The organism is Vulcanisaeta sp. JCM 16161 (assembly GCF_001316285.1).
The window spans coordinates 42802-67782 of record NZ_BBDO01000003.1; the positions used below are offsets into that span (position 1 = coordinate 42802).

Annotated in this window: 27 protein-coding genes and 10 pseudogenes; 20 read left to right on the forward strand and 17 right to left on the reverse strand. The window is 46.2% G+C overall.

Annotated elements, in window-relative coordinates:
* Window position 1 precedes the first annotated feature (1 nt).
* The 3 genes and pseudogenes from JCM16161_RS15185 to JCM16161_RS04250 all read right to left on the reverse strand — a co-directional run bounded on the left by JCM16161_RS15185 (window position 2) and on the right by JCM16161_RS04250 (window position 1115).
* Window positions 2–244 (reverse strand): hypothetical protein, encoded by a 243-nt coding sequence (locus tag JCM16161_RS15185; RefSeq protein ID WP_243669243.1) that lies wholly within the window; start codon window positions 242–244, stop codon window positions 2–4.
* Window positions 241–846: pseudogene (locus JCM16161_RS04245) on the reverse strand (IS607 family transposase). Before JCM16161_RS04245 ends, JCM16161_RS15185 begins: the two are co-directional and overlap by 4 nt.
* A gap of 56 nt (window positions 847–902) precedes the next feature.
* Window positions 903–1115, reverse strand: coding sequence for a hypothetical protein (locus JCM16161_RS04250; protein ID WP_054855101.1), 213 nt, complete (start codon window positions 1113–1115; stop codon window positions 903–905).
* A 164-nt stretch (window positions 1116–1279) separates the two neighbouring features.
* Between JCM16161_RS04250 and JCM16161_RS04255 the strand changes: the two genes are divergently transcribed.
* Window positions 1280–1555, forward strand: coding sequence for a hypothetical protein (locus JCM16161_RS04255; protein WP_054855102.1), 276 nt, complete (start codon window positions 1280–1282; stop codon window positions 1553–1555).
* Between the two features lie 122 nt (window positions 1556–1677).
* Here JCM16161_RS04255 and JCM16161_RS04260 read toward each other — a convergent pair.
* From JCM16161_RS04260 to JCM16161_RS15195, 3 genes and pseudogenes are all read right to left on the reverse strand, one after another.
* Window positions 1678–2808 (reverse strand): annotated as a pseudogene (locus JCM16161_RS04260) (NAD(P)H-hydrate dehydratase).
* The gene (locus JCM16161_RS15190; RefSeq protein WP_243669245.1) at window positions 2805–2990 is read right to left on the reverse strand and encodes a hypothetical protein; all 186 of its coding nucleotides are present in this window, start codon (window positions 2988–2990) and stop codon (window positions 2805–2807) included. Before JCM16161_RS15190 ends, JCM16161_RS04260 begins: the two are co-directional and overlap by 4 nt.
* Window positions 2954–3283, reverse strand: a complete 330-nt coding sequence (locus tag JCM16161_RS15195) for a hypothetical protein (RefSeq protein WP_243669247.1) — start codon at window positions 3281–3283, stop codon at window positions 2954–2956. The genes JCM16161_RS15190 and JCM16161_RS15195 overlap by 37 nt, the downstream gene beginning before the upstream one ends.
* Window positions 3284–3333: 50 nt before the next feature.
* Between JCM16161_RS15195 and JCM16161_RS15200 the strand changes: the two genes are divergently transcribed.
* From JCM16161_RS15200 to JCM16161_RS15215, 9 genes and pseudogenes are all read left to right on the forward strand, one after another.
* Window positions 3334–3486: a hypothetical protein gene (locus JCM16161_RS15200; protein WP_243669249.1), complete on the forward strand. Its 153-nt coding sequence runs from the start codon at window positions 3334–3336 to the stop codon at window positions 3484–3486.
* A gap of 2 nt (window positions 3487–3488) precedes the next feature.
* Window positions 3489–3665 (forward strand): Hsp20/alpha crystallin family protein, encoded by a 177-nt coding sequence (locus tag JCM16161_RS15205; protein WP_243669251.1) that lies wholly within the window; start codon window positions 3489–3491, stop codon window positions 3663–3665.
* On the forward strand, window positions 3665–4285 hold the full coding sequence (locus tag JCM16161_RS04265; protein ID WP_054855223.1) for an HAD-IB family phosphatase: 621 nt from the start codon (window positions 3665–3667) through the stop codon (window positions 4283–4285). The genes JCM16161_RS15205 and JCM16161_RS04265 overlap by 1 nt, the downstream gene beginning before the upstream one ends.
* A gap of 76 nt (window positions 4286–4361) precedes the next feature.
* Window positions 4362–5626: pseudogene (locus tag JCM16161_RS04270) on the forward strand (enolase).
* Window positions 5627–5690: 64 nt separating this feature from the next.
* Window positions 5691–6367: pseudogene (rpsB, locus tag JCM16161_RS04275) on the forward strand (30S ribosomal protein S2).
* A gap of 69 nt (window positions 6368–6436) precedes the next feature.
* Window positions 6437–7296, forward strand: a pseudogene (gene amrB / locus JCM16161_RS04280) (AmmeMemoRadiSam system protein B).
* 68 nt (window positions 7297–7364) lie between these two features.
* Window positions 7365–7646 (forward strand): hypothetical protein, encoded by a 282-nt coding sequence (locus JCM16161_RS04285; protein WP_054855224.1) that lies wholly within the window; start codon window positions 7365–7367, stop codon window positions 7644–7646.
* Window positions 7647–7719: 73 nt separating this feature from the next.
* Window positions 7720–7938: a hypothetical protein gene (locus tag JCM16161_RS15210; protein ID WP_243669253.1), complete on the forward strand. Its 219-nt coding sequence runs from the start codon at window positions 7720–7722 to the stop codon at window positions 7936–7938.
* Complete coding sequence (locus tag JCM16161_RS15215) at window positions 7935–8081, forward strand: hypothetical protein (RefSeq protein ID WP_243669255.1); 147 nt, start codon at window positions 7935–7937, stop codon at window positions 8079–8081. The genes JCM16161_RS15210 and JCM16161_RS15215 overlap by 4 nt, the downstream gene beginning before the upstream one ends.
* A 204-nt stretch (window positions 8082–8285) precedes the next feature.
* On the opposite strand, the gene JCM16161_RS04295 is transcribed toward JCM16161_RS15215, so the two are convergent.
* From JCM16161_RS04295 to JCM16161_RS15225, 4 genes are read right to left on the reverse strand one after another with little or no spacing between them, the layout of a single operon-like run.
* Window positions 8286–8648, reverse strand: a complete 363-nt coding sequence (locus JCM16161_RS04295; RefSeq protein ID WP_243669257.1) for a cytidylate kinase family protein — start codon at window positions 8646–8648, stop codon at window positions 8286–8288.
* 5 nt (window positions 8649–8653) lie between these two features.
* Window positions 8654–8920, reverse strand: coding sequence for a 50S ribosomal protein L34 (locus tag JCM16161_RS04300; protein ID WP_054855104.1), 267 nt, complete (start codon window positions 8918–8920; stop codon window positions 8654–8656).
* Window positions 8921–8948: 28 nt separating this feature from the next.
* Window positions 8949–9485 carry a hypothetical protein gene (locus JCM16161_RS15220; RefSeq protein ID WP_243669259.1) on the reverse strand — a complete coding sequence of 179 codons (537 nt, stop codon included), beginning with the start codon at window positions 9483–9485 and terminating at the stop codon, window positions 8949–8951.
* Window positions 9443–10015: a hypothetical protein gene (locus tag JCM16161_RS15225; protein ID WP_243669261.1), complete on the reverse strand. Its 573-nt coding sequence runs from the start codon at window positions 10013–10015 to the stop codon at window positions 9443–9445. The genes JCM16161_RS15220 and JCM16161_RS15225 overlap by 43 nt, the downstream gene beginning before the upstream one ends.
* A gap of 44 nt (window positions 10016–10059) precedes the next feature.
* On the opposite strand from JCM16161_RS15225, the pseudogene JCM16161_RS04310 reads away from it, so the two are divergent.
* Both JCM16161_RS04310 and trxA read left to right on the forward strand, forming a co-directional pair.
* A pseudogene (locus tag JCM16161_RS04310) lies at window positions 10060–10933 on the forward strand (TatD family hydrolase).
* 60 nt (window positions 10934–10993) lie between these two features.
* On the forward strand, window positions 10994–11416 hold the full coding sequence (gene trxA, locus JCM16161_RS04315) for a thioredoxin (protein ID WP_054855105.1): 423 nt from the start codon (window positions 10994–10996) through the stop codon (window positions 11414–11416).
* Here the strand turns inward: trxA and JCM16161_RS04320 are convergent.
* Window positions 11413–11937, reverse strand: coding sequence for a hypothetical protein (locus tag JCM16161_RS04320; RefSeq protein ID WP_054855106.1), 525 nt, complete (start codon window positions 11935–11937; stop codon window positions 11413–11415). The genes trxA and JCM16161_RS04320 overlap by 4 nt on opposite strands.
* A 270-nt stretch (window positions 11938–12207) precedes the next feature.
* Here JCM16161_RS04320 and JCM16161_RS04325 point away from each other — a divergent pair.
* Both JCM16161_RS04325 and JCM16161_RS04330 read left to right on the forward strand, forming a co-directional pair.
* A pseudogene (locus JCM16161_RS04325) lies at window positions 12208–13496 on the forward strand (glutamine synthetase family protein).
* Between the two features lie 177 nt (window positions 13497–13673).
* On the forward strand, window positions 13674–15122 hold the full coding sequence (locus JCM16161_RS04330; RefSeq protein WP_243669263.1) for an ammonium transporter: 1449 nt from the start codon (window positions 13674–13676) through the stop codon (window positions 15120–15122).
* Window positions 15123–15239: 117 nt separating this feature from the next.
* Here the strand turns inward: JCM16161_RS04330 and JCM16161_RS04335 are convergent, their stop codons facing one another.
* Together JCM16161_RS04335 and JCM16161_RS04340 are read right to left on the reverse strand one after the other, a co-directional pair.
* Entirely contained in the window at window positions 15240–15602 is a 363-nt protein-coding gene (locus JCM16161_RS04335) for a nucleotide-binding protein (protein ID WP_243669265.1), read from the reverse strand.
* A 4-nt stretch (window positions 15603–15606) separates the two neighbouring features.
* Window positions 15607–16852 (reverse strand): annotated as a pseudogene (locus tag JCM16161_RS04340) (translation initiation factor IF-2 subunit gamma).
* An 802-nt stretch (window positions 16853–17654) separates the two neighbouring features.
* Between JCM16161_RS04340 and JCM16161_RS04345 the strand changes: the two are divergent.
* Window positions 17655–18146, forward strand: a complete 492-nt coding sequence (locus tag JCM16161_RS04345; RefSeq protein WP_243669266.1) for a hypothetical protein — start codon at window positions 17655–17657, stop codon at window positions 18144–18146.
* The gene (locus JCM16161_RS04350; protein WP_054855109.1) at window positions 18134–18535 is read left to right on the forward strand and encodes a hypothetical protein; all 402 of its coding nucleotides are present in this window, start codon (window positions 18134–18136) and stop codon (window positions 18533–18535) included. Before JCM16161_RS04345 ends, JCM16161_RS04350 begins: the two co-directional genes overlap by 13 nt.
* On the opposite strand, the gene JCM16161_RS15230 is transcribed toward JCM16161_RS04350, so the two are convergent.
* Window positions 18525–18743: a hypothetical protein gene (locus JCM16161_RS15230; protein WP_243669268.1), complete on the reverse strand. Its 219-nt coding sequence runs from the start codon at window positions 18741–18743 to the stop codon at window positions 18525–18527. The genes JCM16161_RS04350 and JCM16161_RS15230 overlap by 11 nt on opposite strands.
* Window positions 18733–19829, reverse strand: a pseudogene (pyk, locus tag JCM16161_RS04355) (pyruvate kinase). The gene JCM16161_RS15230 and the pseudogene pyk overlap by 11 nt, the downstream one beginning before the upstream one ends.
* 208 nt (window positions 19830–20037) lie before the next feature.
* Here pyk and JCM16161_RS04360 point away from each other — a divergent pair.
* Complete coding sequence (locus JCM16161_RS04360) at window positions 20038–20901, forward strand: hypothetical protein (RefSeq protein ID WP_243669270.1); 864 nt, start codon at window positions 20038–20040, stop codon at window positions 20899–20901.
* Here the strand turns inward: JCM16161_RS04360 and JCM16161_RS15235 are convergent.
* Both JCM16161_RS15235 and JCM16161_RS15240 read right to left on the reverse strand, forming a co-directional pair.
* Entirely contained in the window at window positions 20894–21331 is a 438-nt protein-coding gene (locus tag JCM16161_RS15235; RefSeq protein WP_243669272.1) for a hypothetical protein, read from the reverse strand. The two genes, JCM16161_RS04360 and JCM16161_RS15235, sit on opposite strands and share 8 nt — an antisense overlap.
* Window positions 21332–21369: 38 nt before the next feature.
* On the reverse strand, window positions 21370–21783 hold the full coding sequence (locus JCM16161_RS15240) for a hypothetical protein (protein ID WP_243669274.1): 414 nt from the start codon (window positions 21781–21783) through the stop codon (window positions 21370–21372).
* Between the two features lie 125 nt (window positions 21784–21908).
* On the opposite strand from JCM16161_RS15240, the gene JCM16161_RS04370 reads away from it, so the two are divergent.
* The 3 genes and pseudogenes from JCM16161_RS04370 (at window position 21909) to JCM16161_RS15250 (ending at window position 24974) form a co-directional block, all read left to right on the forward strand.
* Window positions 21909–22295 carry a CBS domain-containing protein gene (locus JCM16161_RS04370; protein ID WP_054855111.1) on the forward strand — a complete coding sequence of 129 codons (387 nt, stop codon included), beginning with the start codon at window positions 21909–21911 and terminating at the stop codon, window positions 22293–22295.
* Window positions 22296–22407: 112 nt separating this feature from the next.
* Window positions 22408–23571 (forward strand): annotated as a pseudogene (locus JCM16161_RS15245) (class I tRNA ligase family protein).
* Window positions 23568–24974 carry a class I tRNA ligase family protein gene (locus tag JCM16161_RS15250; RefSeq protein ID WP_243669276.1) on the forward strand — a complete coding sequence of 469 codons (1407 nt, stop codon included), beginning with the start codon at window positions 23568–23570 and terminating at the stop codon, window positions 24972–24974. The pseudogene JCM16161_RS15245 and the gene JCM16161_RS15250 overlap by 4 nt, the downstream one beginning before the upstream one ends.
* Window positions 24975–24981 lie beyond the last annotated feature (7 nt).

The window sequence follows — 24981 nt, forward strand, 5'->3', positions numbered from 1 at the left end:
CTTATTGATGCATCCTCACATGCCGTGTAGATGTAATGTGACGGCAGGTCCTATGCCTCTCCCTCTCAGCCCCATAAATCCCAGCCTTAATCCTAGTGAAGGAGGTGGTTTTGTTTGATAGTCCGTAATTTATTGCATCCTCCAGAACCTCCCTATACTCCTCCTCAACCTCCTTAAGCTTGGAATACGTGCCGTGATCCACCACAGCCCAAACCCTAACAGTCCTAACCAGCACCCAACTCACCCATCAACTTTTTTTACACCCTGCACTAGCAAGGTTTTTCTGCGGCTCCTCATACCGTAAATTTTCCCAGCAAATGAGGTATAATAGAGATTAAGTCTTCCACGAGTTCTTGTGTAGCCTCCTTAGGTTCTTCTCCGAAAACTACCTCAATCCTAACTCCCATTGCTGAAAAGAACTCCTCAAGGTATTCAAACCCAAATCGTGTAAGTCTGTCCTTATACGTTACGAGAACGACATCAACACTCCTTCCCTCAACCAGTTTGAAGAGTTTGAGTAACCCTTTCCTTTGCGTATTCAACCCACTTGCAACGTCTTTTAACACTTCAACTACTTTATAACCCTTTGCCGTTGCATAATTCGTTAAGTAATTTATTTGCCTCTCCAAGTCCTCCTTCTGGTCAGCCGAGGATACCCTTGCGTAAATTACAGCCCTAGTTTCCTCCCTCCTCTCTAAGTACTTCTTAACCTCGCTATAGGGAATCCTAACTTCCCACCCTCAGTCGTCACTGCCCTAATTTCCCCTCCCTAATCCACCTCAGCAGTGTTGAATACGAAATTCCCAAGACCTGGCAAACCTCCCTAGGCCTCAGCAACCTCTCCACAAAACTAGCTGACAATAAAAGAATATAAAAAGATTTCTATCAACATGAAAAAGAATTCAGCCCCTCCTCATCACTAAGCCCAGGCGTGCCTTAGCGAGACTCACGATGTTAAGCACTGCAAGAGCTGTGGTTAGCATCAACCTGGTAATGCTAATGCTATGCCCGTTAATCATTAGCAGGGTGATTAAGGAGAATGCGTAATTAGTCATTAACAGTGACAGTGCGCCAGTGTCTGTATGAACCCTCCTACTAACCAACCTACTACTCATCACAGCCTAAATAAGGTGGTCAGGGTATAAGCATTCCATTCGTTACAAGACCCGAAGTGTCTGCCCTGGCCTGTATCAAGAATTAATGTTAATCCTTGCATGGAATGTTTTTGAATAATTATGGGGAAACCTTTATTTATCTGGAGTTGAATTATTGAAATAGAATGATTAGAGAAACAATAGTAATAAGGAAAACGCTGTGGCTAGCCCTAAGGAAACAATTAACTGGTGAGTATGGAAACCTAGACTTCGAATGCGAGGTCCTACTGCTTAATGACCCCAAAATACACATCGTTGCTTGTGCCGATGGTGATGTAGTCAACGTGACAATGACCTACAACCCACTGGACATAGCCCTAGACATTAAGAAGACCCATGAGAGGGGTAGGCGTGAACGTTCATTACGGAGTAGAAAGGTTATGAATGTGCCATTAGCATAGGTTTAATAATTCCGATGGTAACGGTAGTAGGTATACGTGATGACAATGGTGGACTCTGACCAGCAAATTGATGAACTTCCAGGCTACTGATAATAATCTCCTCATTAATAGCCATAATGAACCTAGCTAATGAGCTTTAAGGCCTGCGGGTGAATTGATGAGTTAACAATCTCATCAACATTCACCAACTTCCTGAATACCTTAGGTATATTCTCTATCACGTCAATAGGCGTTATGTGATAGCCAAGCTCCCTAGCCGCTAAATCGCCCGCGAGACCCGTCACAAAGGCACCAATTGCGGCCGCCTCTAATGGGTCCTGGACCTTGACCATTAACGCCGAGACGACGCCGGTGAGTACATCCCCCGTACCACCAACGGTCATGCCAGGATTGCCCGTGAAGTTTAGCTTGTACCTCTGGCCATCAGTTATTATGTCGACATTACCCTTAAGTAGCACAACACCGCCCCTCAGCGATGACTTAACCACGTCACGCACTACCAAAGCCCTCGACCAGATATTAACCTCCTTAGTAACGTCGATGCCGATCAGCCACTTAAATTCACCGGCATGCGGTGTCACTATTACATTCTTCGTTATTAAGTCCTGCCTCTTTAACTCGCCAATCGCCTTAATGGCGTCGGCATCAATCACCACCCTCTTACCAACATCAATAGCCCTGGAAACTAACTCAACAACGGCCTTCATGGTCTCCTCCCTAAGCCCAAGCCCTGCCGATGGCTATCACGTGAGACTTACCGACCTGTTCCATTATTTGGTCCACGTGATTAAGCATTAGGTAGTCACCGTCGAGGGGGATCGCTATTATGCTTGGGTCGTGAGCCTTATGTCCCTAGCTACATCCCTAGGGGCCATGACCACGGATAAGTCAACCCCAGTCCTAAGCGCAGCCTTGGCGGCTAGGTAAATGGCGCCTGTGAACTCCCTAGAACCGCCAATGAATAATACACGCCCATTATCACCCTTCTTAGAGTCGGTTCTCCTGGCATAGCTCATGTAGTACATGTCGCCAGGGCCGACAACGTGTTCAACCTCCTCGGGAATACCGATGTCCGCAATGACTAAATCACCGACATATTGAGAAACACCCTCCTTAACCAGGCCAACCTTGGGCCTGTGCATTGTTACGGTAACGTGCGCCTTAACTGCTATGTCCCTAACCTCGCCAGTATCTGGATCCAACCCACTGGGTACGTCAACAGCGACTTTATAAGCCGATGACTTATTTATCAACTCAATGGCCGTTGCCTGCGGCTCCCTGAGAATACCCCTAATCCAGTGCCTATGATTGCGTCGATTATAACCTCAGCCCACGGGTGAAAAACCTCCTGATGCGCAAGTAGGTCGTAGGGTGTTGGAGCCTCTATTATCTCAACATTCAACCCCCTAAGAATGCCCAGGTTATCCACGACCAACTCCTCCCTGGCATCGCTAATGCGTCCCAGCAGAACAACCCTGACCTCCCTACCCACGAGTGTAGGTACCTAGCAGCCACAATACCATCACCGCCATTATCGCCAAGCCCAGCAACAACGAGTATCCTCCTGGCCTTTGGGTACCTCTCAATGACGGTAGTTGCCACGGACCTACCGGCATTCTCCATGAGTATGTGCCTATCAATGCCCATGTAGGCGGCATTCCTATCTATGACGCGCATTTCAAGTGTCGTTATAGCGCCTGAAGACCAATCCCTGAAGTCAATGGGCATACCCAGGAATAACGTATTATGCCTTTAAAAATACTTTTATGCAAGATTTAATGAGCAGCATGGATATAGTGATTAGGGTTGACCTAGGTAATTGGGAGACGCCCAAACACGATGGATACAGCGAGCCTAGGCATGTAATAAGGGTTGAGGGCGACCACGTGATTGCTGAGGTTGAGGTCCCTGGCGTTGGTAAGGAGGCATAACCGTGAAGCTCCTTAATGATAATAAACTCTTCATTAAGGCTGAGGGTAATAATAGGAGGTATCTGCTCATTAAGGAATTACCTGCGCCGGTCACGGTGGAGGGCTCGCATGCCGAGTATAGGAATGGACTATTAATAATTAGATTGCCAATCAAGGGCGTGAGCATCGGTGTTGAGTGATGATTAGGGCAGCCATCCTAGACGTTGATGGAGTCCTCACGTACTTCAGGTCAGCATGGCAGCACTTGCATAGGGTTCTTGGCACTGATGACTGGGCTTCGGTAAATAGGGAGGCATATAAGGCAGGGCTCATTAATTATAGAGATTGGGCGCTTGTTGATGCCCTTCTCTGGATGGGCGTGCCCAGGACCTGGATTGAGGTCCCCATAACCCTGAGGAGAGGTGCTCTGGAATTACTAAAGCTTCTTAGGGACAGTGATGTGCTGGTAATTGCTGTTAGTGGTGGCCTGAACTACACGGGCATTCCCATTAGGGGTTACGTGAATTACTTCATAAGTAATGAATTAGTATTTAATGAGGACGGCTCATTAATCTCAGTTAGGGTTAATGTTGAGAATAAGGATATAGTCGATGAATTAGTTAATGAGTTGGGGCTGGATTGGGATTATGTAATGGCCATTGGCGATAGCGACATGGACCTACCAATGCTCAGGAGGGCCAGGTACTCCATAGCGTATAACCCTGTTAACGAGGAGGTGGCCAACACCGCGAGGATCATTGTCAACTCTGATACGCTATACCCAATCATTGATATTGTGAGAGCCATTCTAATTAAGTAATACGTATACGTAAAGTAAACGTATACTTGCCACTAATAATGCATTTAATACCAGCCTCTTCACTTTATTGAGATCTATGCCAGACACCACGATAGAGGATTTGGGCATCAGGAAAATCTTCAACTCGAGGGGGGAGGAAACCGTTGAAGTTGAGGTATACCTGACGGATGGTTATGGGAGGGCGGCAGCACCAGCAGGCGCGTCAAGGGGCTCTCATGAGGTCGTTTACTTCCCTAATAATGACGTTGACTTAGCAATTAGTACCTTCGAGAAGAGCGTAGCCCCTGACCTAATGGGTCTAGATGCGTCAATACAGGGCGAGGTTGATGCAAGGCTTGAGGAAATCGATGGTACGGAGAACTTCTCAAGAATAGGCGGTGCGGTCGCCATAGCCACGTCAATGGCGAGTGCCAAGCAGCGGCAAATGCCCTAGAAATACCGCTATATCAACACCTCGGCGGTGCTAATACCAGGGATTTGCCGTACCCACTCGGTAACGTCATTGGTGGTGGTAAGCACAGCCGAGGACTTGGCCCTGATATTCAGGAATTCCTGGTTTTACCGTATGGCGCACAGGACATTTACTCCGCACTTAAGGCAAACATTGAGGTTCATAGGGCCGTCTTTAAGGAGTTGGTTAAGGCCGATCCGACGTTTACCGGCGGTCGTAATGATGAGGGTGCCTGGTCGGCCAAGGTATCCACTAACGCGGCATTGGACATACTGAGTAGAGCCGTTAAGGAGGTCAGTTCCAAGATGGGTTTTGAGATAGGGATTGGCGTTGACATGGCCGCATCAACATTATGGAATGGCGAGAAGTACGTATACACTAATGAGGGGGTCTCAAGAACTCCCAAGGAACAGTTTGAGTTTGTTAAGGGATTGATTGAGAAGTACGGGCTTGTTTACGTTGAGGATCCGTTCCATGAGGAGGACTTCCAATCCTTTGCGGAACTAACGGACTCCGTTGGTGATAAGTGCCTAATTGTTGGTGATGACCTATTCACAACAAACCCATCTAGGTTGTCGAGGGGCATTAAGGAGGGTGCGGCAAACGCGATAATAATTAAGCCTGACCAAATAGGCACACTGTCAAGGGCCTGGGAGGCCGTTAGGTTAGCCGTGTCCAACGGCTACACGCCGGTGGTGTCCCATAGGTCAGGTGATACTGAGTATGAGACTTTAGCTCACATAGCCGTTGGCTTCGGAGCACCAATAATCAAGAGTGGGGTTCTCGGTGGTGAGAGGGTTGCTAAGCTCAATGAGTTGATTAGGATTCAGGACTACATGGGCAAGGCTGCCAGGATGAACCAATCACTGCTCCAGAGACTTAGGCGTTGATAACTCACTATTAAATTCTTCATAGTGAAATACTTATTAATTAGATTCTTCACCGTAGTTCTCAATGGGTGAGGAACGTAAGGAGACCCGTGAGGAGGGGCTTGCGCCTGTTCCACCGCAGGAGGAGTTGTTGATAGCCATTGAGCGATACCTAGCGGCCGGTGTTAGGCTTGGGACTAGGGTTTCGAATGCCTACTTACAGAGGAGGGGTTTCGTGTTTTCCGTGAGACCTGATGGACTTAGGATTCTCAACCTTAGGAAGATAGATGAGAGGATTAGGATTGCCGCTAAGATGATTGCTATGTATGATCCGAGAGGGTAGTTGCGTACTCAGCTAAGCCTTATGGCTTTAAGCCCGTTGAGATGTTCTGTAAGTTTGTTAGGTGCAGGGCAATAACGGGTAGGTTCATACCAGGCACGTTCACCAACCCAAACCTTAACCACTACATAGAGGCTGACCTCCTCATATCCACAGACCCAAAGGCTGATGCGCAGGCGATTGAGGAGGCTGCGACGATGGGCATACCTGTCATCGCGCTCGTCGATACGGACACGCCGATATCCTACGTAGACCTGATAATACCATGTAATAACAAGGGAAGGAGGAGCCTGGCACTGGTCTATTGGTTGCTGGCTAGGCAGGTGCTTAGGATTAGGGGTGAGTTGAAGGAGAATGAGGACCTACCTGTACCGCCTGAGGAGTTTGAGGTTAAGGTATCGCTTGAGGGGGTTACTCAATAAGGCCTGGTTTACTACCATAATAACCACAAAGTAAAGCGTTTATTTTTGCTGACTTAGATTAATCACTGTATGGTTCGAGTGCGTAAACCCGCAGTTGCAGGTGCCTTCTACGAGGCGGATAGGGATAAATTGATCAAGCAAATCGAGTGGTCAATAAGTCACCCACTGGTCCTGGCCAATTAATTAGGCAGCCTCGTGAGGGGTTTAAGGCCGTGCCAATAGTCATAGTTCCACATGCAGGTTACGTATACTCAGGCCCTGTGGCTGCCATGTCCTTCGCAGAGATTTATAGGTTTCATAACCCTAAGACGTTCATTCTCGTTGGGCCTAATCACTATGGTATTGGCGCGCCGGTAGCCATATACCCTGAGGGTGCTTGGGAAACCCCGCTTGGGACGCTTGAGATTGATTCTGAAGTGGCTAAGGAGTTGATGAGTAGGGTTAAGTACCTGGAGCCTGACGTTTATGCCTTTGCTCAGGAGCATTCACTTGAGGTTCAATTACCCTTTATACAGTATATATTCGGTAATAACGTTAAAATAGTACCAATAATAATTTGGAGGCAGACTAAGGAGGTCGCCAGAGACCTGGGCAATGCAATAGCGGAGGTTATATCGAGTCATGAACCTGGCTCCATAGTATATGTAGCCTCCAGTGATTGGAATCATTACGAACCCCATGAAATAACCACGGAGAAGGATATGAAGGCCATAGACCCAGTCCTTAGGCTTGATGAGGACTCCTTCTTCGATGTTATCGAGCGTTATGACGTGTCGGCTTGTGGTTATGGCGCCATCGCCACGGCTATAGTGGCTGCCAAGAGACTTGGTGTTAAGAACGCAGTGCTACTAAGGCATGCGACGTCCGGTGATACTAGCGGATATACGCTGGAGACCGTGGGTTATGCATCAATAGCCTTTTACCTATAATGAAGTCCCTATGTTTAATCAAAATACTTAATTAATTTATTTCCCTAGGCATTAGATGCTGGGTGGGTATGAGTGCCATTAGGATATTCTTCGAGATACTACTCGTGATAGTTGCCCTTGCCCTAATATACTCGATAGTCGCACCCTTTAAGGCTGAGTTGAAGGCATATATATTCAGTATTGGTAATAGGCAGGTCAGTGAGTTGCTGTATATAGGGGGTTACATTATTTATAAGTTGGGCTATTTATCGTATACATTATTAAAGATTATAGCTGAATATTCCTATCAAGCAATTCAATATTTATTAAGTAGTTCAGGGATTAAAACAAGCCTATCACTAAGTATTTAGGAGTATGTGATCAATTTCTCTTTTGATTAAAAAGAGAAAGATTTAAATAGAAAGAAAACAATAAATTACTTTGATGAGCGTTATACAGCCTAAGGAGGTTAGGACATGGAAAGACGAGCTGAAGGATACACTGACCAAGTATGTGAGGGATCCATTTAAAGATAAGATTGATGAGTACCTGGCTTCCTCGACACCCTATATGATAAGTGGTGGAATGGCGATGTCAAGACCAGGGAGTACTACGCATACCACATGGCCCTCCTCATGGCGAAGTCAGACAAGCCAAATGTGATTAAGGCAAAGCTCAACAGTTACTATGCGTACCTCGTCTATAAGGGCTACGTATCGGCCTATAGGCTCATGAAGGATAAGTACGTGGCTGGCGGTGAGTCAATATACACCTGGCTCAGGATGTACCGAAAGGTCATTGGGTAAGCCGAGGGATTAAGGCATTAACCTAAAATTTCCCCCTGTTATGTAGTACGTTGTATACGTATTCATAGACAATATCAACAACCTTCCCAGCATCTATATACGTGGTATCAACGACCAAGTCAAAAATTGAGGTGTCATTAATGTCAATACCATAAATGGCCAGGTACCTCCTCCTGTTCGACTCCTCACGCGCCCTAATTTCATTCAGAGCCTCCTCAATTGATTTACCATCCCTAGCCGATAACCTCTGGGACCTAGCCTAATATCGGCCTTAAGGTAAATACGCACATCAGCCACATCCTTAAGTATCCAGGCAGCTAGGTGACCCTCAATAACGACATTGCCTCTCCTAGCCTCCTTAATGGCCTCTTCATCAACTGTCCTATCAATGCTGAAGTCCGTCTCGGCGATCCTATGAAGCTCAAGCAACGACACGCCTCTCTCAACTGCAATCCTCCTAAATAACTCACCAATTGATACAAACCTATAATTCAACCTACTTGCTAACTCCCTAGCTACCGTGGTCTTCCCACTTGCTGCTTGTCCTGAAATTGCTATAACGCCCATTTAAATCACGTTGCTGATAATCGTACGGCCATCCTAAGCGCGAGGGCTAGGCATCTATGGCAAATGTAGCCACCGTATGGTCTCGAAACCGTTAAGCCGGCAATGTGCTTGGTCTTAATCCTAGCCTCATCAATACCCTGTAACGGCCTACCACAAATGGCGCACCTAGGCTTAGACGCGAATTTCTTCTCATAATGAATAACGTGGTTACCACCCGGCGTCTTGGTCTGCGTCCTCCTTAATTTCCTAGACCTTAATGCGGGCCTTGGCATAATCGCCCGTCAAAACACCTGTTAGTTTTTATGCTTTACTTACGTACCTATACGTTAAGGGGCCAGGCCTGGCAACACCAAGTGATAGGTACTTATTTAATTCCTCATCATCAATCACGTAGATGCGGGACTTCCTCAACACTAAATCTAACTCCCTATCAGTCGCGTTGACCCAGTTGATTCTGCTTATCATTGATTTCGGAATCGCAAGCACGGTGCTACCCTCCATACGTAACCTATACGCCGCCCTCTGAAATTCATAAAATAATCTATTTACCCTATCCCTCTTGGACATCGCCCTAATGATTGCCGTCTCGATACTGCCTACCTCAAAGAGTGTCATTAATATTATCTCAATGATCTTATTTATCCTATCGGGAACGCCGATAATCGAGCCCCTAAGCTCAATCCTACACCTAGGCACATTAAGTCCCAGCAACCTGTACAGCCTAGCCGTCTCACCCTTAACCCTCCTCTCCTTATCAACAATACCACCAATAATGAACGTATGAGTCCCCTTAATCAACTCCTCATTAAGAACGCAATCACCCTCCGGATCAAGCACCACAGCATTGCCAAGAACAACGGTTTATCGCGCTTAATAATTACGCCGTGCCTAAACCCCCTAGCGAATCTACTAAATCTCTCGAGAAATTCCTCGCTCACACTCGTTAACTCCAGGTTTGAGTCCCAAAGATACCTCCTCACAGTATTTATTGAAGCTAATACCTGCTCCACAAGTTCGTTCTTCTCAGAATCCGTATGATCACTCCAGAGGGACAGGTCAATTATGAAGTGCGGCTTTTCCGGAACATTAATCAGGAAATCCAGCGATACCAAGCAATTGCCGGGCTTGGCTAGGTATGCATCGCATGGTAATGAGCCCGTTGAGGATGACATGAGTATCTCAAGTTCGTTAATTCCCGTAATTACGCGGTCGCCAAAACCGCCTGGGCACAGTACGTACTTACCCAGTAATAAATTCACGGCTATGCACTGCGGTAGGTAATAATTGCACCTGAGCCTGCGGGGTATGCATAGTCTATGAATGCCAAGGCTCCTTAAGATGCTCAGCAGTTGATTACCAAGTATCACCTGAAGGGATTATTAATTAAGTCCTAATAAAAACATGAACCAACATGGCAATGCTGGATAAGGAATTACCACTATGCGATAACCACGCACATACAAACCCAGTAATTGGCATAGGGCCAGGGAATTAGCCAGGAGGTTTAGGAGGGAGGGTGGTAGGTTCATAGTGATAGTCGCCCTACTCACCTGGAGCCTGGGCTTAACTCCTGGGGATCTCGATAGCGTTAGGAAGATGTATGACATTACCGTGGAGTCTGCCAGGATAATTAATGAGGAGGGAGTAAAGTCCGTGGCGATCGTCGGCCTGCACCCAGCCGAGGGTTATGAATTACTCAATAGGGGTTGGTCCAGGGAGGATGTGCGTAGGTTCATGGAGAAGGGTATTGACCTAGCGGCTGAGTACGTTAAGGAGGGTAAGGCAGTGGGTATTGGTGAGGTTGGTAGGCCTCATTGGGAGGTGCCTAATGACGTTATTGACCTATTCAATGAATTGCTGGAGTATACCTTTGGCGTTGCTAAGGATGTCAATGCTGTCGTGCACCTGCACCTGGAGAGGAATGGAGTTAACACCGCGCTATCCATAATAGACATGGTCAGGAGGGTTGGCAATAGGCCCTACAGCGTTATAATGCATCATGCGGAGCCCATTACGATCAACATTACTAGTAGTAATGGTGTAATGCCGTCAATACCATGGGGAGGAAGGGTGAGTTTGAGGAGGCCGTTAAGCATGGTCCAAGGTTTGTTGTCGAGAGCGATTTCATAGATGATCCCAAGAGGCCGGGTGCCGTGATACCACCGTGGACCCTAGTTAGGAAGTTAAGGAATTACCTAGTTAATGGTTTCATAAACGAGGAGTTCCTGCAAGCAATTTGCGTTGATAATATTTATAAGGTATATGGTGTGGACGTAATGGGTTAGTTTATCCATGCATGAACAAGCACTAATGGCTTTTAAAGGCCTGGCATTTTACTCCCTGGAATGAGTGAGGAGAGGGAGTTAATTGAGAAGATTTATAGGAAGATGATAATGACACATCTTAGGGAGTCATCAGTAAGTAAGTCCATGTGCTCCAACGGCATTGTAATGCTTAATGGCAATAGCTTCACTACATCGATTAGGGAGTGCTCGGCCTCCGTGATTGATTTCTACGCTGATTGGTGCATACCCTGTAAGATAATGGAACCAATACTTAATAAACTGGCCCAGGTATTTGCGGGTAAGGTATTCTTTGGACGTATCGATGTTGATGCCTACCCTGAGGTGGCCGCCGAGTATGGTGTCATGTCAATACCAACCACGATACTATTTAGGAATGGTGAGGAGGTTTACAGAGTGATTGGTGCCGTTGATTATAACACGATGAGGAGGTATATTGAGATTCACCTAGGAGTTAAGCCCTAGGTATTTACCTCACTAATTATTAATCGCCTACCGTCCTGGGCAGGTAATATGAATGTTAACTTATAGCTATCGCCAAAGAATATCACACTGACGTCATTACCAAGATGAAACTCCCCATCAACTCCAGCCAGTATGCAATTCTCGCAGTTCTTTGCATCATCGATTATGTTCCTAAACACGTTTATTGCATCCTTACCATTCGTCATTACTGAGACGACCACGCCCGCGTGGTCCCCATGCACGTGGTGGTCAATCTTTGCATTATATTTTGTCTTTAGCATGTCCATGAAATCATTCAATTCCTCGATAACCTCCTTAGGCAATTCCGTTATGTGATGGTGATGATGCTCATGCTCCTCCTCAACCTCCTCTTCCTCATCCTCCTCACCCTCATTACCCTCAATGCCTGTAAATCCAAACGTCATACTAATGATTAACTCAAGCACATCACCCTGGGCAATCCTCTCAATCTCCTTACCTAACTTACGCCACTCTTCAAAACCAAGCTTAATCTGCATCATATCAACGACAACTGAGGGAACCCATTAATAAAACCTTTTGTCTCCATTAATATGCACAGTTATAATACGAACGTTAAATTAAGGTTAGAATTATTGATTAACTATAATCTCTATATTTTATGCGTTAATACTAGAGAATTAATATATATTAATGGCCCTAATCTATATATGATTACGAGAAAACTAAGTATAATAAGGATAAAGCTTAAAAACCTCCTTTTGCACATTATTCGTGCCTACAAAGAACCTGGAAATCGAACCGGCAGACCTATGGAGAATCCTAAAGGCCTCGGTATAAAGTATGTTAAGTTCATAATAGTTGACATAAACGGCGCACCAAGGTCTGAAATAGTACCGATAGACATGGCCAAGGACCTCTTCATCGATGGAATGCCCTTTGATGCATCATCAATACCGTCATACTCAACGGTGAATAGGAGCGACTTCGTGGCGTACGTCGACCCGAGGGCCGTATACATTGAGTATTGGCAGGATGGTAAGGTGGCTGATGTATTCACGATGGTTTCCGACATAGCCGATAAGCCATCACCTCTTGACCCAAGGAGGGTGCTTAATGACGTGTTGGAGCAAGCCAGGTCAAAAGGTTACGAGTTCCTAATGGGTGTTGAGGTCGAGTTCTTCGTGGTTAAGGAAGATGGTGGTAAGCCTATGTTTGCTGACCCCGGTATTTACTTTGATGGTTGGAACGTCACGGTGCAGTCGCAGTTCATGAAGGAGTTAATAACGGCAATAGCGACGCGGGCATTAATTATACGAAGACTCATCACGAGGTTGCGCCAAGCCAGTATGAAGTGAACATAGGCGCCACGGACCCGCTCAGGCTTGCTGACCAGATAATATACTTTAAGATAATGGCCAAGGACATAGCGAGGAAGTACGGCTTAATAGCCACATTCATGCCAAAGCCCTTCTGGGGAGTTAACGGTAGTGGTGCGCATACGCACATCAGCGTCTGGAAGGACGGCAAGAACCTATTCCAGAGCAATACTGGAAAGATAACCGAGGAGTGCGGCTACGCAATAAGCGCAATATTAAGCAACGCAAGGGCATTAAGTAGCTTCGTAGCACCACTAGTCAACTCATACAAGAGGTTAGTGCCTCATTATGAGGCCCCCACGAGGATTGTCTGGGGCTACGCGAATAGGAGCGCCATGATTAGGATACCACAGTACAAGATGAGGATTAACAGGATTGAGTATAGACACCCAGACCCAAGCATGAACCCGTACCTAGCCTTCGCGGCCATCGTGAAGACCATGATTAAGGGCCTTGAGGAAAGGAGGGAACCGCCACCACCAACTGAGGAGGTAGCGTATGAGTTGGCCAATGCCCAGGAAACACCGGCGACGCTCGAGGACACGTTAAAGGAACTATCAAAGAGCTTCCTAGCCGCTGAATTACCAAGTGAGTTAGTAAATGCCTACGTTAGGATTAAGCAAAACGAGTGGGAGGACTACTTAACAAATGTTGGCCCCTGGGAGAAGACCTGGAATGTAATAACCCAGTGGGAGTACAATAAGTACTTAATCACGGCATAAAAATTAATGATAATTTATTTAAAATTAAATCAAAAATATATAGTAATTTATATTCATTTCATGGTGCAATATTTTTACGGTGATAATATAAATAGCATAGGGAGAAAAGCTTAAAAACTACTTAGTTACATAGCTTGTGCCCGGTGACCCATTAAAACGGTAAATAGGATAAATAAGTTGGTAATACTGAGTAGAATAACCCCAGCGCTCTTAGTCATAGCGCTGGCGACCGCGATGGTTGTTAAGGCCGACACGCCGCCAAACCTATCAGGGTATCCGCCCGCCTCCGTGCCTCCATGGCTAGACACCGGCAGTAATGCGTGGATGCTCACCGCGGCAACGCTGGTTGGTCTTCAAAGCGTACCCGGCCTAATGCTCCTCTACGGTGGCATGACCAAGCGTAAGTACGCAATAAACACAATGATGATGGTACTCTACGCCTTCGCCATAGTACTGGTCGTTTGGGTACTAGCGGGTTATATGTTTGCATTTGGACCTACGTTGGTGAAGATAGGCGGCTTTAACATACTGGGCACGCCAATGCCGGCATTAACAAGTAATATCATTGCGTCGCAGGCCAGCGTACCCGCCGCGCAGCAGTACCCTAACATAGCCATGTCGACATTGATATTCTTCCAATTCGTCTTCGCCGCAATAACGCCGGCGCTGATTGTTGGTGCCTTGATAGAGAGGATGAACTTTAAGGCTTGGATGCTCTTCGTACCACTATGGTCACTGCTCGTTTACAGCCCAGTGGCCTTTTGGCTTTGGGGCGGTGGTTGGCTTAGTCAACTTGGTGTTGTGGATTTCTCAGGTGGTTACGTAATACATGTTGATGCGGGTATAGCAGCCTTCATAGCTGCTGCCATGGTCGGTGAGAGGTTGGTTGAGGAAAGGAAGTTGCAACCACATAACCTAACCCAGGTCGCGGCGGGTCTCGGTCTCGTCTGGCTTGGTTGGAATGGCTTTAACGGCGGTGATCCGTATGGATCAACAATAGACGCCGCAATAGCGGTGATAAACACTAACCTGGCCACGGCGATCGCGGTTGTGGTATGGATGCTACTTGACATGACCTATTTCGAGAAACCCACGCTTACGGGCGCCGCATCCGGCGCGGTGGCCGGCTTAGTCGGTATAACGCCGGCTGCGGGTTACGTAAATGGCGTTGGCGCAATAATAATAGGCGCTGTATCGAGTGCCGCCGCGTGGTACTCGTTAAATATGTTCCAATTTAAGTCTAGGTTAACAAGGCATATAGATGATGCATTGGGTGTGTTTTCGGACCACGCGGTTCCGGGTATAGTCGGTGGTATCCTTACGGGAGTATTCGCCGACCCAAATATAACGAAGTACATTGACCCAGGCCTTAGGGGTGCGCTTTATGGTAATCCATTCCAGGTGGTTCTTCAGTTATTAGGCGTTGCGGTGGTGATAGCCTACGACGCCCTAATGACATACCTAATCCTAAAACTAATAAGTAAGATAACGCCGTTAAAGGCGCCATTAGAGACTCTGAGAATTGGTGATAGGGAAATGCACGGTGAGGTTGCGTACGACGAATTCGCCTTTGCGACTCAGCGATGCCGAGAGGATGGCCGCAGGCATTGTTGTCTCCGTAATTAATACAATAAATAAGAGCAATAAGGAAGATAGGGAAATGCGGACTTAAGCAATGAAGGAACTCTAATTAGAAATCAAATTAAGAATCAAAATCAGCCTCAAGTTTACCTGCACTGGCCCTTAGGTATATAGCCTTATACCCGCCTGCCTTAATCTCCTCAGTAATTTCATGTCGCACGTTACGGCAACACAGCCGTACCTACTAGACACCTTAACCACCGAGTCATCTGGCGAGTCCGTGGCGTTAGCTATTGAGAAATTATTAATAACGTAATTAAGGGCGTTACTCGAAGCCCTAGCGACCCTAGGCCTACCTAACCTGCTTAACTTTATTAATTCATTAAGTATTGGGTATGGAACCACGGGTATCACAGGAGAACTGACAAGCTCTATGACCTGGTCAACCACGCGTAAACCCTCTGTGAACATGAGTAATAATGCGCTCGTGTCGAATACCACGCACTCTACCTTTATGTTCCTCATTGCCTCACTCAAGGACCGCATTACCACCCTTCAGAATTCCATAACCAACAATCCTCCACCTATTATTCACCTGCTTAGTAATAACGGCCTTGGAGTTCTCCTCAGCAGACACGGCCTTCCTAAGCATTACGTCAAGTTTATCGCCATGGAATCCCTTAATAATGCCCATCACCGCTGCGAACCCACGTGAACCATGACCACATCCTTAGGCTTAAACGTGACCTCCCTCAATGATTGATCGCCTGGTCTCTCGATCTTATGAAACTCGAGGGTTAACTCGCTCCATACGGGTGGTAATGTGCCTGGCTTACCAACAACACTGCCAACGAGGGAGTCGGCCTTCGTTAATGCTGGGTCAAGCTCCGTGCCAATGCCCACCAAACCACCTGGTCTCGCTTCCTCAATGTACTCATTCCCAATGGCTATGCTAACTATCTTCGTAATTATCGGCTCATACTTATTACCCAACTTAAGGCCCGGCCTTATCTCAATCTCATCCCCAACCTTCGCTGAGCCTCTGATGACGGTGCCGCCCAGTACACCACCAACCAACTTATCCGGTGGTGTACCAGGCTTATTAACATTGAAGCTCCTCAGAACTAGCATTCTGAAATCACCACCCGCTACCTCCTTAGGTGGCACTAACCTATCGATTAATGTTGATACAGCCTCAATATTGACCTTATGCAGTGATGATACGGGTACCACTGGCGAGTTCTTGGCCCAGGTATTACTGAGGAATTGTCTAATCTGTTTGTAATTCTCGAGGGCCTGCTCCTTATTCACCAGGTCAAGCTTATTCTGGACGACTATTAACTTGCTAAGGCCCATTATTGTCAACGCCATGAAGTGCTCCTCAGTTTGTGGTTGGGGCACGGGCATGGAGGCGTCAATAACAAGTAAGGCGGCGTCGATGTACGATATGCCGGATATCATCGTACTTATTAAGACCTCATGACCCGGAACATCGAGTATCGAAACCTTCCTCTTCAGTACTGGTTCATCACCATTGGGCACTTACCATCCTTAAGTAAGCCATCGCTTATAATCCTAAACTCGTCCTCCATTGATGGGCATTCATAGAGGCCTATGGTTATGTAGCCAAGCTTAACGGTCATGGCCCTCTTAATCTCCTCACTATACCTAGCAACCCAAACACCGCTAAGTGCGTGTACTAACGTCGTCTTACCGTGATCCACATGACCAGCAGTCGCAATAATCGCATTTGGATACACGTATTTATTACTCATTCAAACCGAACTGGCATTAAGGGTTTAATAAGATTTCAGCACATGGGAAGAATAAGGCAAATGACGGAATAAGCTTTATATCAAGCATAATGAAACAATAAACTGCGGCTGTGCATCCAGCCACGGCGGGCAACCGGGCGAGCCCGGCAACGGCTCGCCTGAGGAAACTTCCCCACAACGCCGTGGGTCCCCGCGGGGCAACCCGCCGACCGAGAGGTCGCAGGGGGACGATGGCCCAAATAGGGACCTGTGATCTCCACGGGTGAGGTCCGGGTAGGGCCTTAGACGAATGATACAGAAGGGGAGTTATGCCGTGGCTGGGTGCACAGCCGGCCAGCCATATTTGTCAGGGTTGGGTAAGGATATTGAATAATTGAGAAATAGAAAAATAATTATTTTTAATTTTAAGGTAATGATCCACGATGAATCACAAACTTACTTCTTCTTCTCTGCCTTCTCCTCCTTCTTTTCCTCAGTCTTCTTGGACTTCTTAGGCATACATTCGCTTTTATATTGCGGTTTCTTATAAAGGTTGTAATTTAATTTACAATGTAAAAGTTAGATTATGAAAGGTGCTTAGCTACGTTGCTTCATAACATACTTAATAAAGCACTTATTCGCGTATTCCGTAAAAGGCCACGTAGATTTATATGCACTTAAGTTCATTAACCCGCATCTAATGATGTTTCTCTCTCAATGCTTCTCTCTCTTTTTATCCAATTAATTAATTAGGTTTTCGAGCATTAAATACTTAAGGTAATCATGATTAGTGATTTTTTTAAGGAGGAATTGGTATTGGGTTTTGGGTATCTTAGTCTCTTTCCTGCTCTTCATAATAAGCCCCATACTATTTATCACCGTATTAATTATCATATTGATTATTTACCTCATTTTTATAAGGCGTAGAAGGGATAGGAGGGGTACGGAGGAATCCATGGTTACTAAGGTTAAGTTACTGAGGAGCGTGTCTTCCCAGGGGGTTAACGATCTGAGGATGAGTAGGGTATGCCTTAGCATTGGTGTTGGTGATGGTATAGTGCGTATTGGCGATAGGTGGGTTTCGGCGTTACGAATTAATACCCTAGACATCTCATTACTTCGTGATTTGGTTAATCTTGGGGCGTTCATCAGCGATAGCAATAGTAATTACTTAGTTATTTATGGCGAAAGCCCTGATGAAGTATCCATTAGGCTTAATACGGCCGTTGAGTTGCTTAGGTCTCGTAATGTATTGTTTAGGCAATTATCATCGACTGAGCTGATTAATGAGGTGGTGTTGAGATGGACGAGTTGAGCGAGAGGGGTAGGGAATTGCTTAGGAAAATCCTGAGTAGGGGTAGGGTTGCCTATGATTCGCTAAGTGAGGATGAGAGGAAGGTTATTGATGAGTTGGTGAGGCTCGGTTATGTTAGGCTTTACGTGGAGCCCAATGGCAGGAGACTGGGTGACGCGCTGAGGATTATTGGCTCAACCAGCGCTTTTCGCAGTAATTTTAATTACGTGAATTACATATGCCTAGCGCTGGCATTATTAATACCATCAATACTTCTATACCTGTCAATAAGGTCATTCCTCCTGGGCTATGCATCGGTGGGGGTGTTCTTCCTAGTCCTTACTCTAGGACTTGCCTACGCGTCTTTCCTGATCATTAGAAGGAGGCGCTGTCATTTAATTAAACCCTGAGTATCCTTATGCTATAATCATTATACGTGTCTATAACCCCATGTGTCAGTAAGACCAGGTCACCCTTAGCCACCAAACCACTCCTTATCAATTGATTTAGTGTCTCCCTCTCACCCTCATCATAATCCTTAACATCACCAATGAGTATTGGCTCCACGCCCCAATGAAGCCTCAGCCTCCTGAGCACCCTCTCATCACTAACGCCCACGTACGTAGCACCTTAGGTCTATACCTAGATATGGCCTCAACGAACCTACCACCCCTCGAGTAAATAACGATCTTAGCGCCAATATCCTCGGCAAGCTGCACGATGCCAGGGCAAGCCTATCGGTTAGGTTAGCCGTCACACCCCTATCAATACGTACTTCATCCTCATACTCCGTGGCAACCCTCCTCAACCACTGCACGGCCTCCACAGGGTACCTACCAACCGCCGTCTCGCCAGTCAGGAGTAGTGAGTCGACCCCCTCCATGACTGCGTTCGTTATATCCACAACCTCAGCCTAGTGGGCACTGGCTGTTCGATCATTGATTCGAGTAATTGCGTAGCAACCATGGTGGGCACACCGCATCTTTGGGCTTCCTTAATTATTGAGCTTTGTATCCTAGGTATTTCCTCAAGGTCAAAGTGCATGCCGAGGTCGCCCCTGGCAACCATTACGTAATCGCTGGCGCAAATAACATCCTTCATGTTCCTAACCGCGTCAGGGCCCTCAATCTTAGCCACCAGCTTAACCCAATCACCACCAAGTCTCTTTAACTCAGTCCTAACCTCCTCAATATCGTCGGAGCTCCTAACATGGCTAATACCCACGTAATCCATCCCAACCTCAACAGCGAACTTAAGGGCCTCCCTATCATAATCATCAAGTATTGGCAGTGGGTAGTCCTTACCCTTAATGACCACGGCCTTTTCCTGGGAAATCGTTCCAGCAGTTAACGCCGTTAATACGGCATTACTGGCCGAAACCTTATCGACGCGCAGCCTCAATCTACCATCATTCATCACAATAATGTCATCGATCGTTATAACCCTGAAGAATGATGGACTGGGTATTGGTACGAAATCACCATCCGACTTATCAGCGAGTCTAAACTCAACGGAATCACCGACATTAAGTGTTATGGGCTTCATACCCCCTGTCCTAACGCCAGGTCCTCTCAAGTCACCAAGTACCGCAATATCGCCCCTAAAGCCTCTGGCATTCAATACCCTGGATCTCCACTCCTCAATACTACCGTGAGAGAAGTTTATCCTTACGCCATCGACGTACTTAATCAATTCCTTCAACACCTCAGGCTTCTCCGAGGCAGGCCCTATCGTTGCGATAATCTTTACCTTACCCACAGCCTTGCTTCACCACTAGGATTATAAACCTTAGGTGAATACGGGAATTACTGGGTTTACTCATTAATAAAAAAAATTATGTCATGTATTTATCCAGTAATGCTTATAGACAATACCAAGTTATCGGTAAAATGGCATATCTTAGGTGATTTGCTTGCCTAGGCTCGATATCGCACCTCGTATGGAGTTGCCTGGCGAGTCTGCCGTGCTTTATTGGGGTGATGAGAAGGTGGTTATTCCCAGGCTTAAGCATGGAGTACTCTTCCTAATGAGTGGGTATATTGGTTCCCAAATTCATGGTTGTGAATACAGGATACACCTCGACTACCTAAAGGGTAGGGTAGTCAATGAGGGCGTGATTGGTGGACTTCAGGAGCATTCAAGGCAGCTTGGCGTGGATGAGGATGGGCTTGGGCTTGAGCTTGGTTGGAACCCCGTAATAGTTAATCGCGGTGAGGAGGGCGTTTACTTCTTCAATTCCAAAATGAGGAACTGGATTGGCTACGTAGATTTTAGTAAGCCGTTTATTCAGGAGGTCTCGCTTATTATGGTTAGGAGGAACGTGCCAATACTTGGTCTTCCAGACCTGGTCATAAACCTCGATAACAAACCCGCCTACATAATTGAGCTGAAGACTACGAATAACCCGGCTAACTTAAAGGTCGTGAGGGGTAGGGAGGCGCTGCAGGCTGAGTCCTACTTCCACATGATGAGTTATCTAGGGCTTAATCCGCGTGGTGTTGCTATCATAAAGGTTGTTAGGGGCTCTGAATTTAGGGTGATCGATAATATAGACGTAATAACCAAGCACCTGGAGAGTGGTGAAAACTTCGTGAGACTCGCAAGGCATGCCATTATCCATAGGATAAATGTTAGGGGGTTCAACGACTTTCTCAGGGATGTGGATTACTCCCTTGATTATTGGCTTGGGCTTAGGAATCCAAGACCATCACCCAGTAGGGGTCTATGCTCAGGCTGTGAGCATAGGAGGTATTGTCCATATAGTGTCGTTAGGTGATTCTAGGTAACGATAATAACAGAATCACCAACACGTATATTATTGGCGCGGCTATTAATAATATGAGTAGGGAGGGTATGAATGCGTAGACGAGACCGAGGATCGCCTCAATGATCGTAAACCAAGCCCACGTAGTCCTAAACGCCCCACCCAAACATGCCGCATAGCCAAAGAGGTATGGACAATTAACTAGCTTTCTCAGGTTCGTATCCACGGAGCCCTCGACAACCCTAAGCTCGCCATTAACCTGAATACCGGCATGAGCCAATAACTTCAATAGTGATGTTGAGTATTTCGTGAGGTTAACACCATTATAGAATGAGATGTCTATCCTAATCCTCCTAATAATCTCAGCAAGGCTCATTGATTGAACAAGCCTCTCACCAAGTTCTGATGCCAGGGCTCTTTTAATGCTCAGGAAATTAACCACGCCCGTGGGCTCGCCAGTCCTTATATCAAAGGGTGATATTAAGCCACCTGGTAACTCAAGGATGATGGGTATGGCATTAATATGTCCGTGATTCCAATACCATCAGCGCTCACGGTCAGGTTAAATAACCTAATGCTTGGTGAGAAATCCATTATTCTCCAAGTATTGCTCAATGAGGGTACGTAACCCCTAAAGAATTGTATTATGGAACCATCATCCCTAACAAAGTACATAGTCATGTACGCATAAAAACCCCTTAGTAACACCGATGTGCGTCTTAAGGCGTTCATCACAATGAGGTCCATGGATAATGGGCATGCGTCACCCATACGGGAATGCCTCATTAATTCACGAATAATCACGGTCTTACTTCTCAACCCAATTATTGATAGTACAATTAGTATTATGAAGATTACGATTCCAACTATGAACTGACTTATTAAATATGCCATTACTTAATAAGGATCGCATTCTCTTTTTAAATTATTTTATCATCCTACTTTCAGCCCTATTCATAATCTTTTATCATTATAAATAACGCATAAAGTTTATAAATTATCATGTGCGGCAATTGCCGATGAGCATTACTGTTGACAAAGTAATAAAGAGGGAACCGCTCGTAATAAATGAAAATGCCACCGTTAAGGATGCGGTTGATATAATGAGTAGGGAGAACGTGGGTCTATTGGTAATAGTCAACAGCGCAGGTAAGCCAATAGGGGTTATTTCTGAGAGGGATATAATTAGAGCGCTGTCCCGTGGTAAGGACCTAAATGCCAAGGTTACGGAGGTCGGCACAATCGGTAACATAATCACTGTAAGCCCCAAGGACAGCATCTATAAGGCTGCCCTGCTAATGAACGACCATAAAATAAGACACCTAGTGGTTATGGATGGCGATAAGTTACGTGGCGTAATCTCAATTAGGGACATAATTAGTGAGGAGAGGGTTGTTTCAAGCTAGCTGAGCTCGCCGAGACCAAGCCCTTAGAAGCCGAGATTGGCAGTGGTGCTGATTAAAAAGCTTAAATATGAGCAGTAATTATTAAAAACGATGAGTTTTCTCAGGAGGTGAAATGGAATCGTTTAAATCAAAGGTTGAAGAGCTATATAGCGATTTTCTGAGGGAGATTAGGGAGATTGAGCGGAAATGGCAGAGGGAATGGTATGAAAAGGGGATATTTAATGCAGATCCAAAGCCTGGTAAGCCCAAGTACTTCATTACAGTGCCGTATCCATACGTATCAGGTTCACCACACATTGGTCATGGTAGGACATTCACCATAGGCGACATAGTAGCTAGGTATAAGAGAGCTAGGGGATTTAATGTTCTATTTCCAATCGCATGGCACATAACGGGGACGCCAATACAGTCAGTGGCTGACAGGATAATGAAGGGCGATCCAGACGATATAAAGCTGTACTCCTGGTACGTGAGTTTATACGTCGATGATCCAACAGGGTTAAGGAGATATTGAACACATTCACTAATCCATGGAACATAGCCCAATTCTTCGCCTCAGTCTACATTAGGGACTTCATGTCCATGGGCTACTCCATGGACTTCAGGAGGCAGTTCACGACTGGCGACCCAGACTACAACGCGTTCATTATTTGGCAGTACTACAGGTTAAGGAATGCTGGTTATATAACTCAGGGCAGCCACGTAGTCCTTTACTCACCGGATGAGAATCAGGCAGTGGGCGAGCATGACATTAAGGGTGGCGATGAAATAACCATAGACATACTCGAGTTCAACCTGATTAAGTTTAGACTAGAGAACTCCAGCGAGTACCTTGTTGCCGCTACGTTGAGGCCTGAGATATATATGGCGTCACAAACGTGTGGGTCCACCCAGGCATTGAGTATGTGATTGCGAGGTCAATGGCGAGAGATGGATAATTTCAAAGCCAGCCGCATGGAAATTAAGTTACCAGGGCTATGACGTAAAGGTGGTTGGTTCAGTACGTGGTGAGGAATTGATAGGTAAGTACGTGATTGCCCCACTCATTAACAGGAGGGTGCCGGTGCTACCCGCAAGCTTTGTTGACGAGAATACAGGTACGGGCATTGTTTATAGTGTACCTGCCCATGCACCCTACGACTACGTGGCCCTGATGGACCTTAAGAAGGATGAAAAGACGCTGAGTAGGTACGGGATTAAGGAGGTTGTTGAGTCGATAGAGCCCATAAGCATCATTAGGTTGCCCAATTACGGTAAGTACCTGCCAAGGACGTGATTGAGAAGCTTGGTGTTAAGGATCAGGGTGATCGAGAGAAGCTTAATGAAGCAACGAGGATTGTATATAGGGAGGAGTTTTATAACGGCGTTATGAGGGAAAACACGTTATTCCCTGGATTAAGTGTTAATGAGGCTAGGGAGAGGACGATAAAGGCATTGAGTGAGCAGGGCGCGTGGGGTAGAATGTACGAGTTGGAGCCCAGGAATGTGTTCACGAGGAGTGGTAATCCTGTAATTGCTGCGGTTATTAAGGATCAGTGGTTCCTTAATTATGGAAACCCTGAGTGGAAGGCTAAGGCGTTTAAGTGCCTTAATTCGATGAGGATAATACCCGAGAAATATAGGAAGAACTTTGAGGATGTGTTCAATTGGTTATCAATGAGGCCATGCGCAAGGAAGAGGGGGTTGGGTACTAGGCTTCCCTGGGATCCTGACTGGATAATTGAGTCATTAAGTGACTCGACAATATACATGGCGTATTACACGATAGTCCATAAAGTAAGGTCGAGTGGTCTTGATAAGAGACTTGGTGAGTTTGCGAAGAGGGTCATAGATAGTAAGGGCAATGATAAGGACGCCCTGGATGCGATAATGGCCTTCTTCAATTACGTATTCCTAGGTGAGGGTGATCCCGACCGTGTTGCTAAGGTGTTTGGGGTTGGTAAGGAGTTGATTGAGGACATGAGGAGGGAGTTCGATTATTGGTACCCGGTGGACGAGAGGCATAGTGGTCCCGACTTAATAAGTAGTCATTTGAGCTTTTTCGTGTTTCACCACGTCGCCATATTCCCAGAGAGGTATTGGCCTAGGTCGATAACATTTAATGAGTACGTGATTAGGGAGGGCATGAAGATGAGTAGGTCGTTGGGTAACGTACTTCCACTGCCATATATTCCAAGGAAGTACAGCACAGACCTTGCCAGGCTTTACTTAGCCTCAGCCACTGACCTTGATTCAACACTTGATTGGAGAGAGGATGACGTGGCGAGTGTTGCGAGTAGGCTAGTTAGGTTCTGGAATCTCACGAATGAGATCATTAAGGAGGGTAAACCGTCAATTAATATTGATGTTAAGGGTTCATCATTAATTACGCAGTGGTTGATTTCGAAGGTGAATAAGGCAGTGCGTGATTCAACGGTTGACATGGATAATGAGAACATTAGGGGGTATACGCTTAAGGCCTTCTTTGACCTACTCTCATCAGTCGAGAGGTATTTAGAGATTACGAGCGTAATTAATACAAGCAGGGATGAAGTTAGGTGGGCTCTGTGGTACGTCCTTGAGCGCTGGGTTAAGTTATTGCAACCAGTGATGCCCCACATCGCTGAGGAGCTTTGGCATAGGATGGGTAATGAGTCGTTCGTGTCCCTAGAGCCTGGCCTGAGTATGATGAGGGGTTAATAAATGA

Excerpts from the sequence above, each read along its gene's own strand:
- JCM16161_RS04335 (WP_243669265.1), bottom strand. The coding sequence starts at position 15,602 with ATGAGGAACATAAAGGTAGAGTGCGTGGTATTCGACACGAGCGCATTA.
- JCM16161_RS04285 (WP_054855224.1), top strand. The coding sequence starts at position 7,365 with ATGAGTGCCATTAGGATATTCTTCGAGATACTACTCGTGATAGTTGCC.
- JCM16161_RS04320 (WP_054855106.1), bottom strand. The coding sequence starts at position 11,937 with ATGATGCAGATTAAGCTTGGTTTTGAAGAGTGGCGTAAGTTAGGTAAG.
- JCM16161_RS04370 (WP_054855111.1), top strand. The coding sequence starts at position 21,909 with ATGAGCATTACTGTTGACAAAGTAATAAAGAGGGAACCGCTCGTAATA.
- JCM16161_RS04265 (WP_054855223.1), top strand. The coding sequence starts at position 3,665 with ATGATTAGGGCAGCCATCCTAGACGTTGATGGAGTCCTCACGTACTTC.
- trxA (WP_054855105.1), top strand. The coding sequence starts at position 10,994 with ATGAGTGAGGAGAGGGAGTTAATTGAGAAGATTTATAGGAAGATGATA.
- JCM16161_RS04250 (WP_054855101.1), bottom strand. The coding sequence starts at position 1,115 with ATGAGTAGTAGGTTGGTTAGTAGGAGGGTTCATACAGACACTGGCGCA.
- JCM16161_RS04350 (WP_054855109.1), top strand. The coding sequence starts at position 18,134 with ATGGACGAGTTGAGCGAGAGGGGTAGGGAATTGCTTAGGAAAATCCTG.
- JCM16161_RS15200 (WP_243669249.1), top strand. The coding sequence starts at position 3,334 with ATGAGCAGCATGGATATAGTGATTAGGGTTGACCTAGGTAATTGGGAG.
- JCM16161_RS15240 (WP_243669274.1), bottom strand. The coding sequence starts at position 21,783 with ATGGCATATTTAATAAGTCAGTTCATAGTTGGAATCGTAATCTTCATA.
- JCM16161_RS04295 (WP_243669257.1), bottom strand. The coding sequence starts at position 8,648 with ATGGGCGTTATAGCAATTTCAGGACAAGCAGCAAGTGGGAAGACCACG.
- JCM16161_RS15195 (WP_243669247.1), bottom strand. The coding sequence starts at position 3,283 with ATGCCCATTGACTTCAGGGATTGGTCTTCAGGCGCTATAACGACACTT.
- JCM16161_RS04255 (WP_054855102.1), top strand. The coding sequence starts at position 1,280 with ATGATTAGAGAAACAATAGTAATAAGGAAAACGCTGTGGCTAGCCCTA.
- JCM16161_RS15210 (WP_243669253.1), top strand. The coding sequence starts at position 7,720 with ATGAGCGTTATACAGCCTAAGGAGGTTAGGACATGGAAAGACGAGCTG.
- JCM16161_RS04300 (WP_054855104.1), bottom strand. The coding sequence starts at position 8,920 with ATGCCAAGGCCCGCATTAAGGTCTAGGAAATTAAGGAGGACGCAGACC.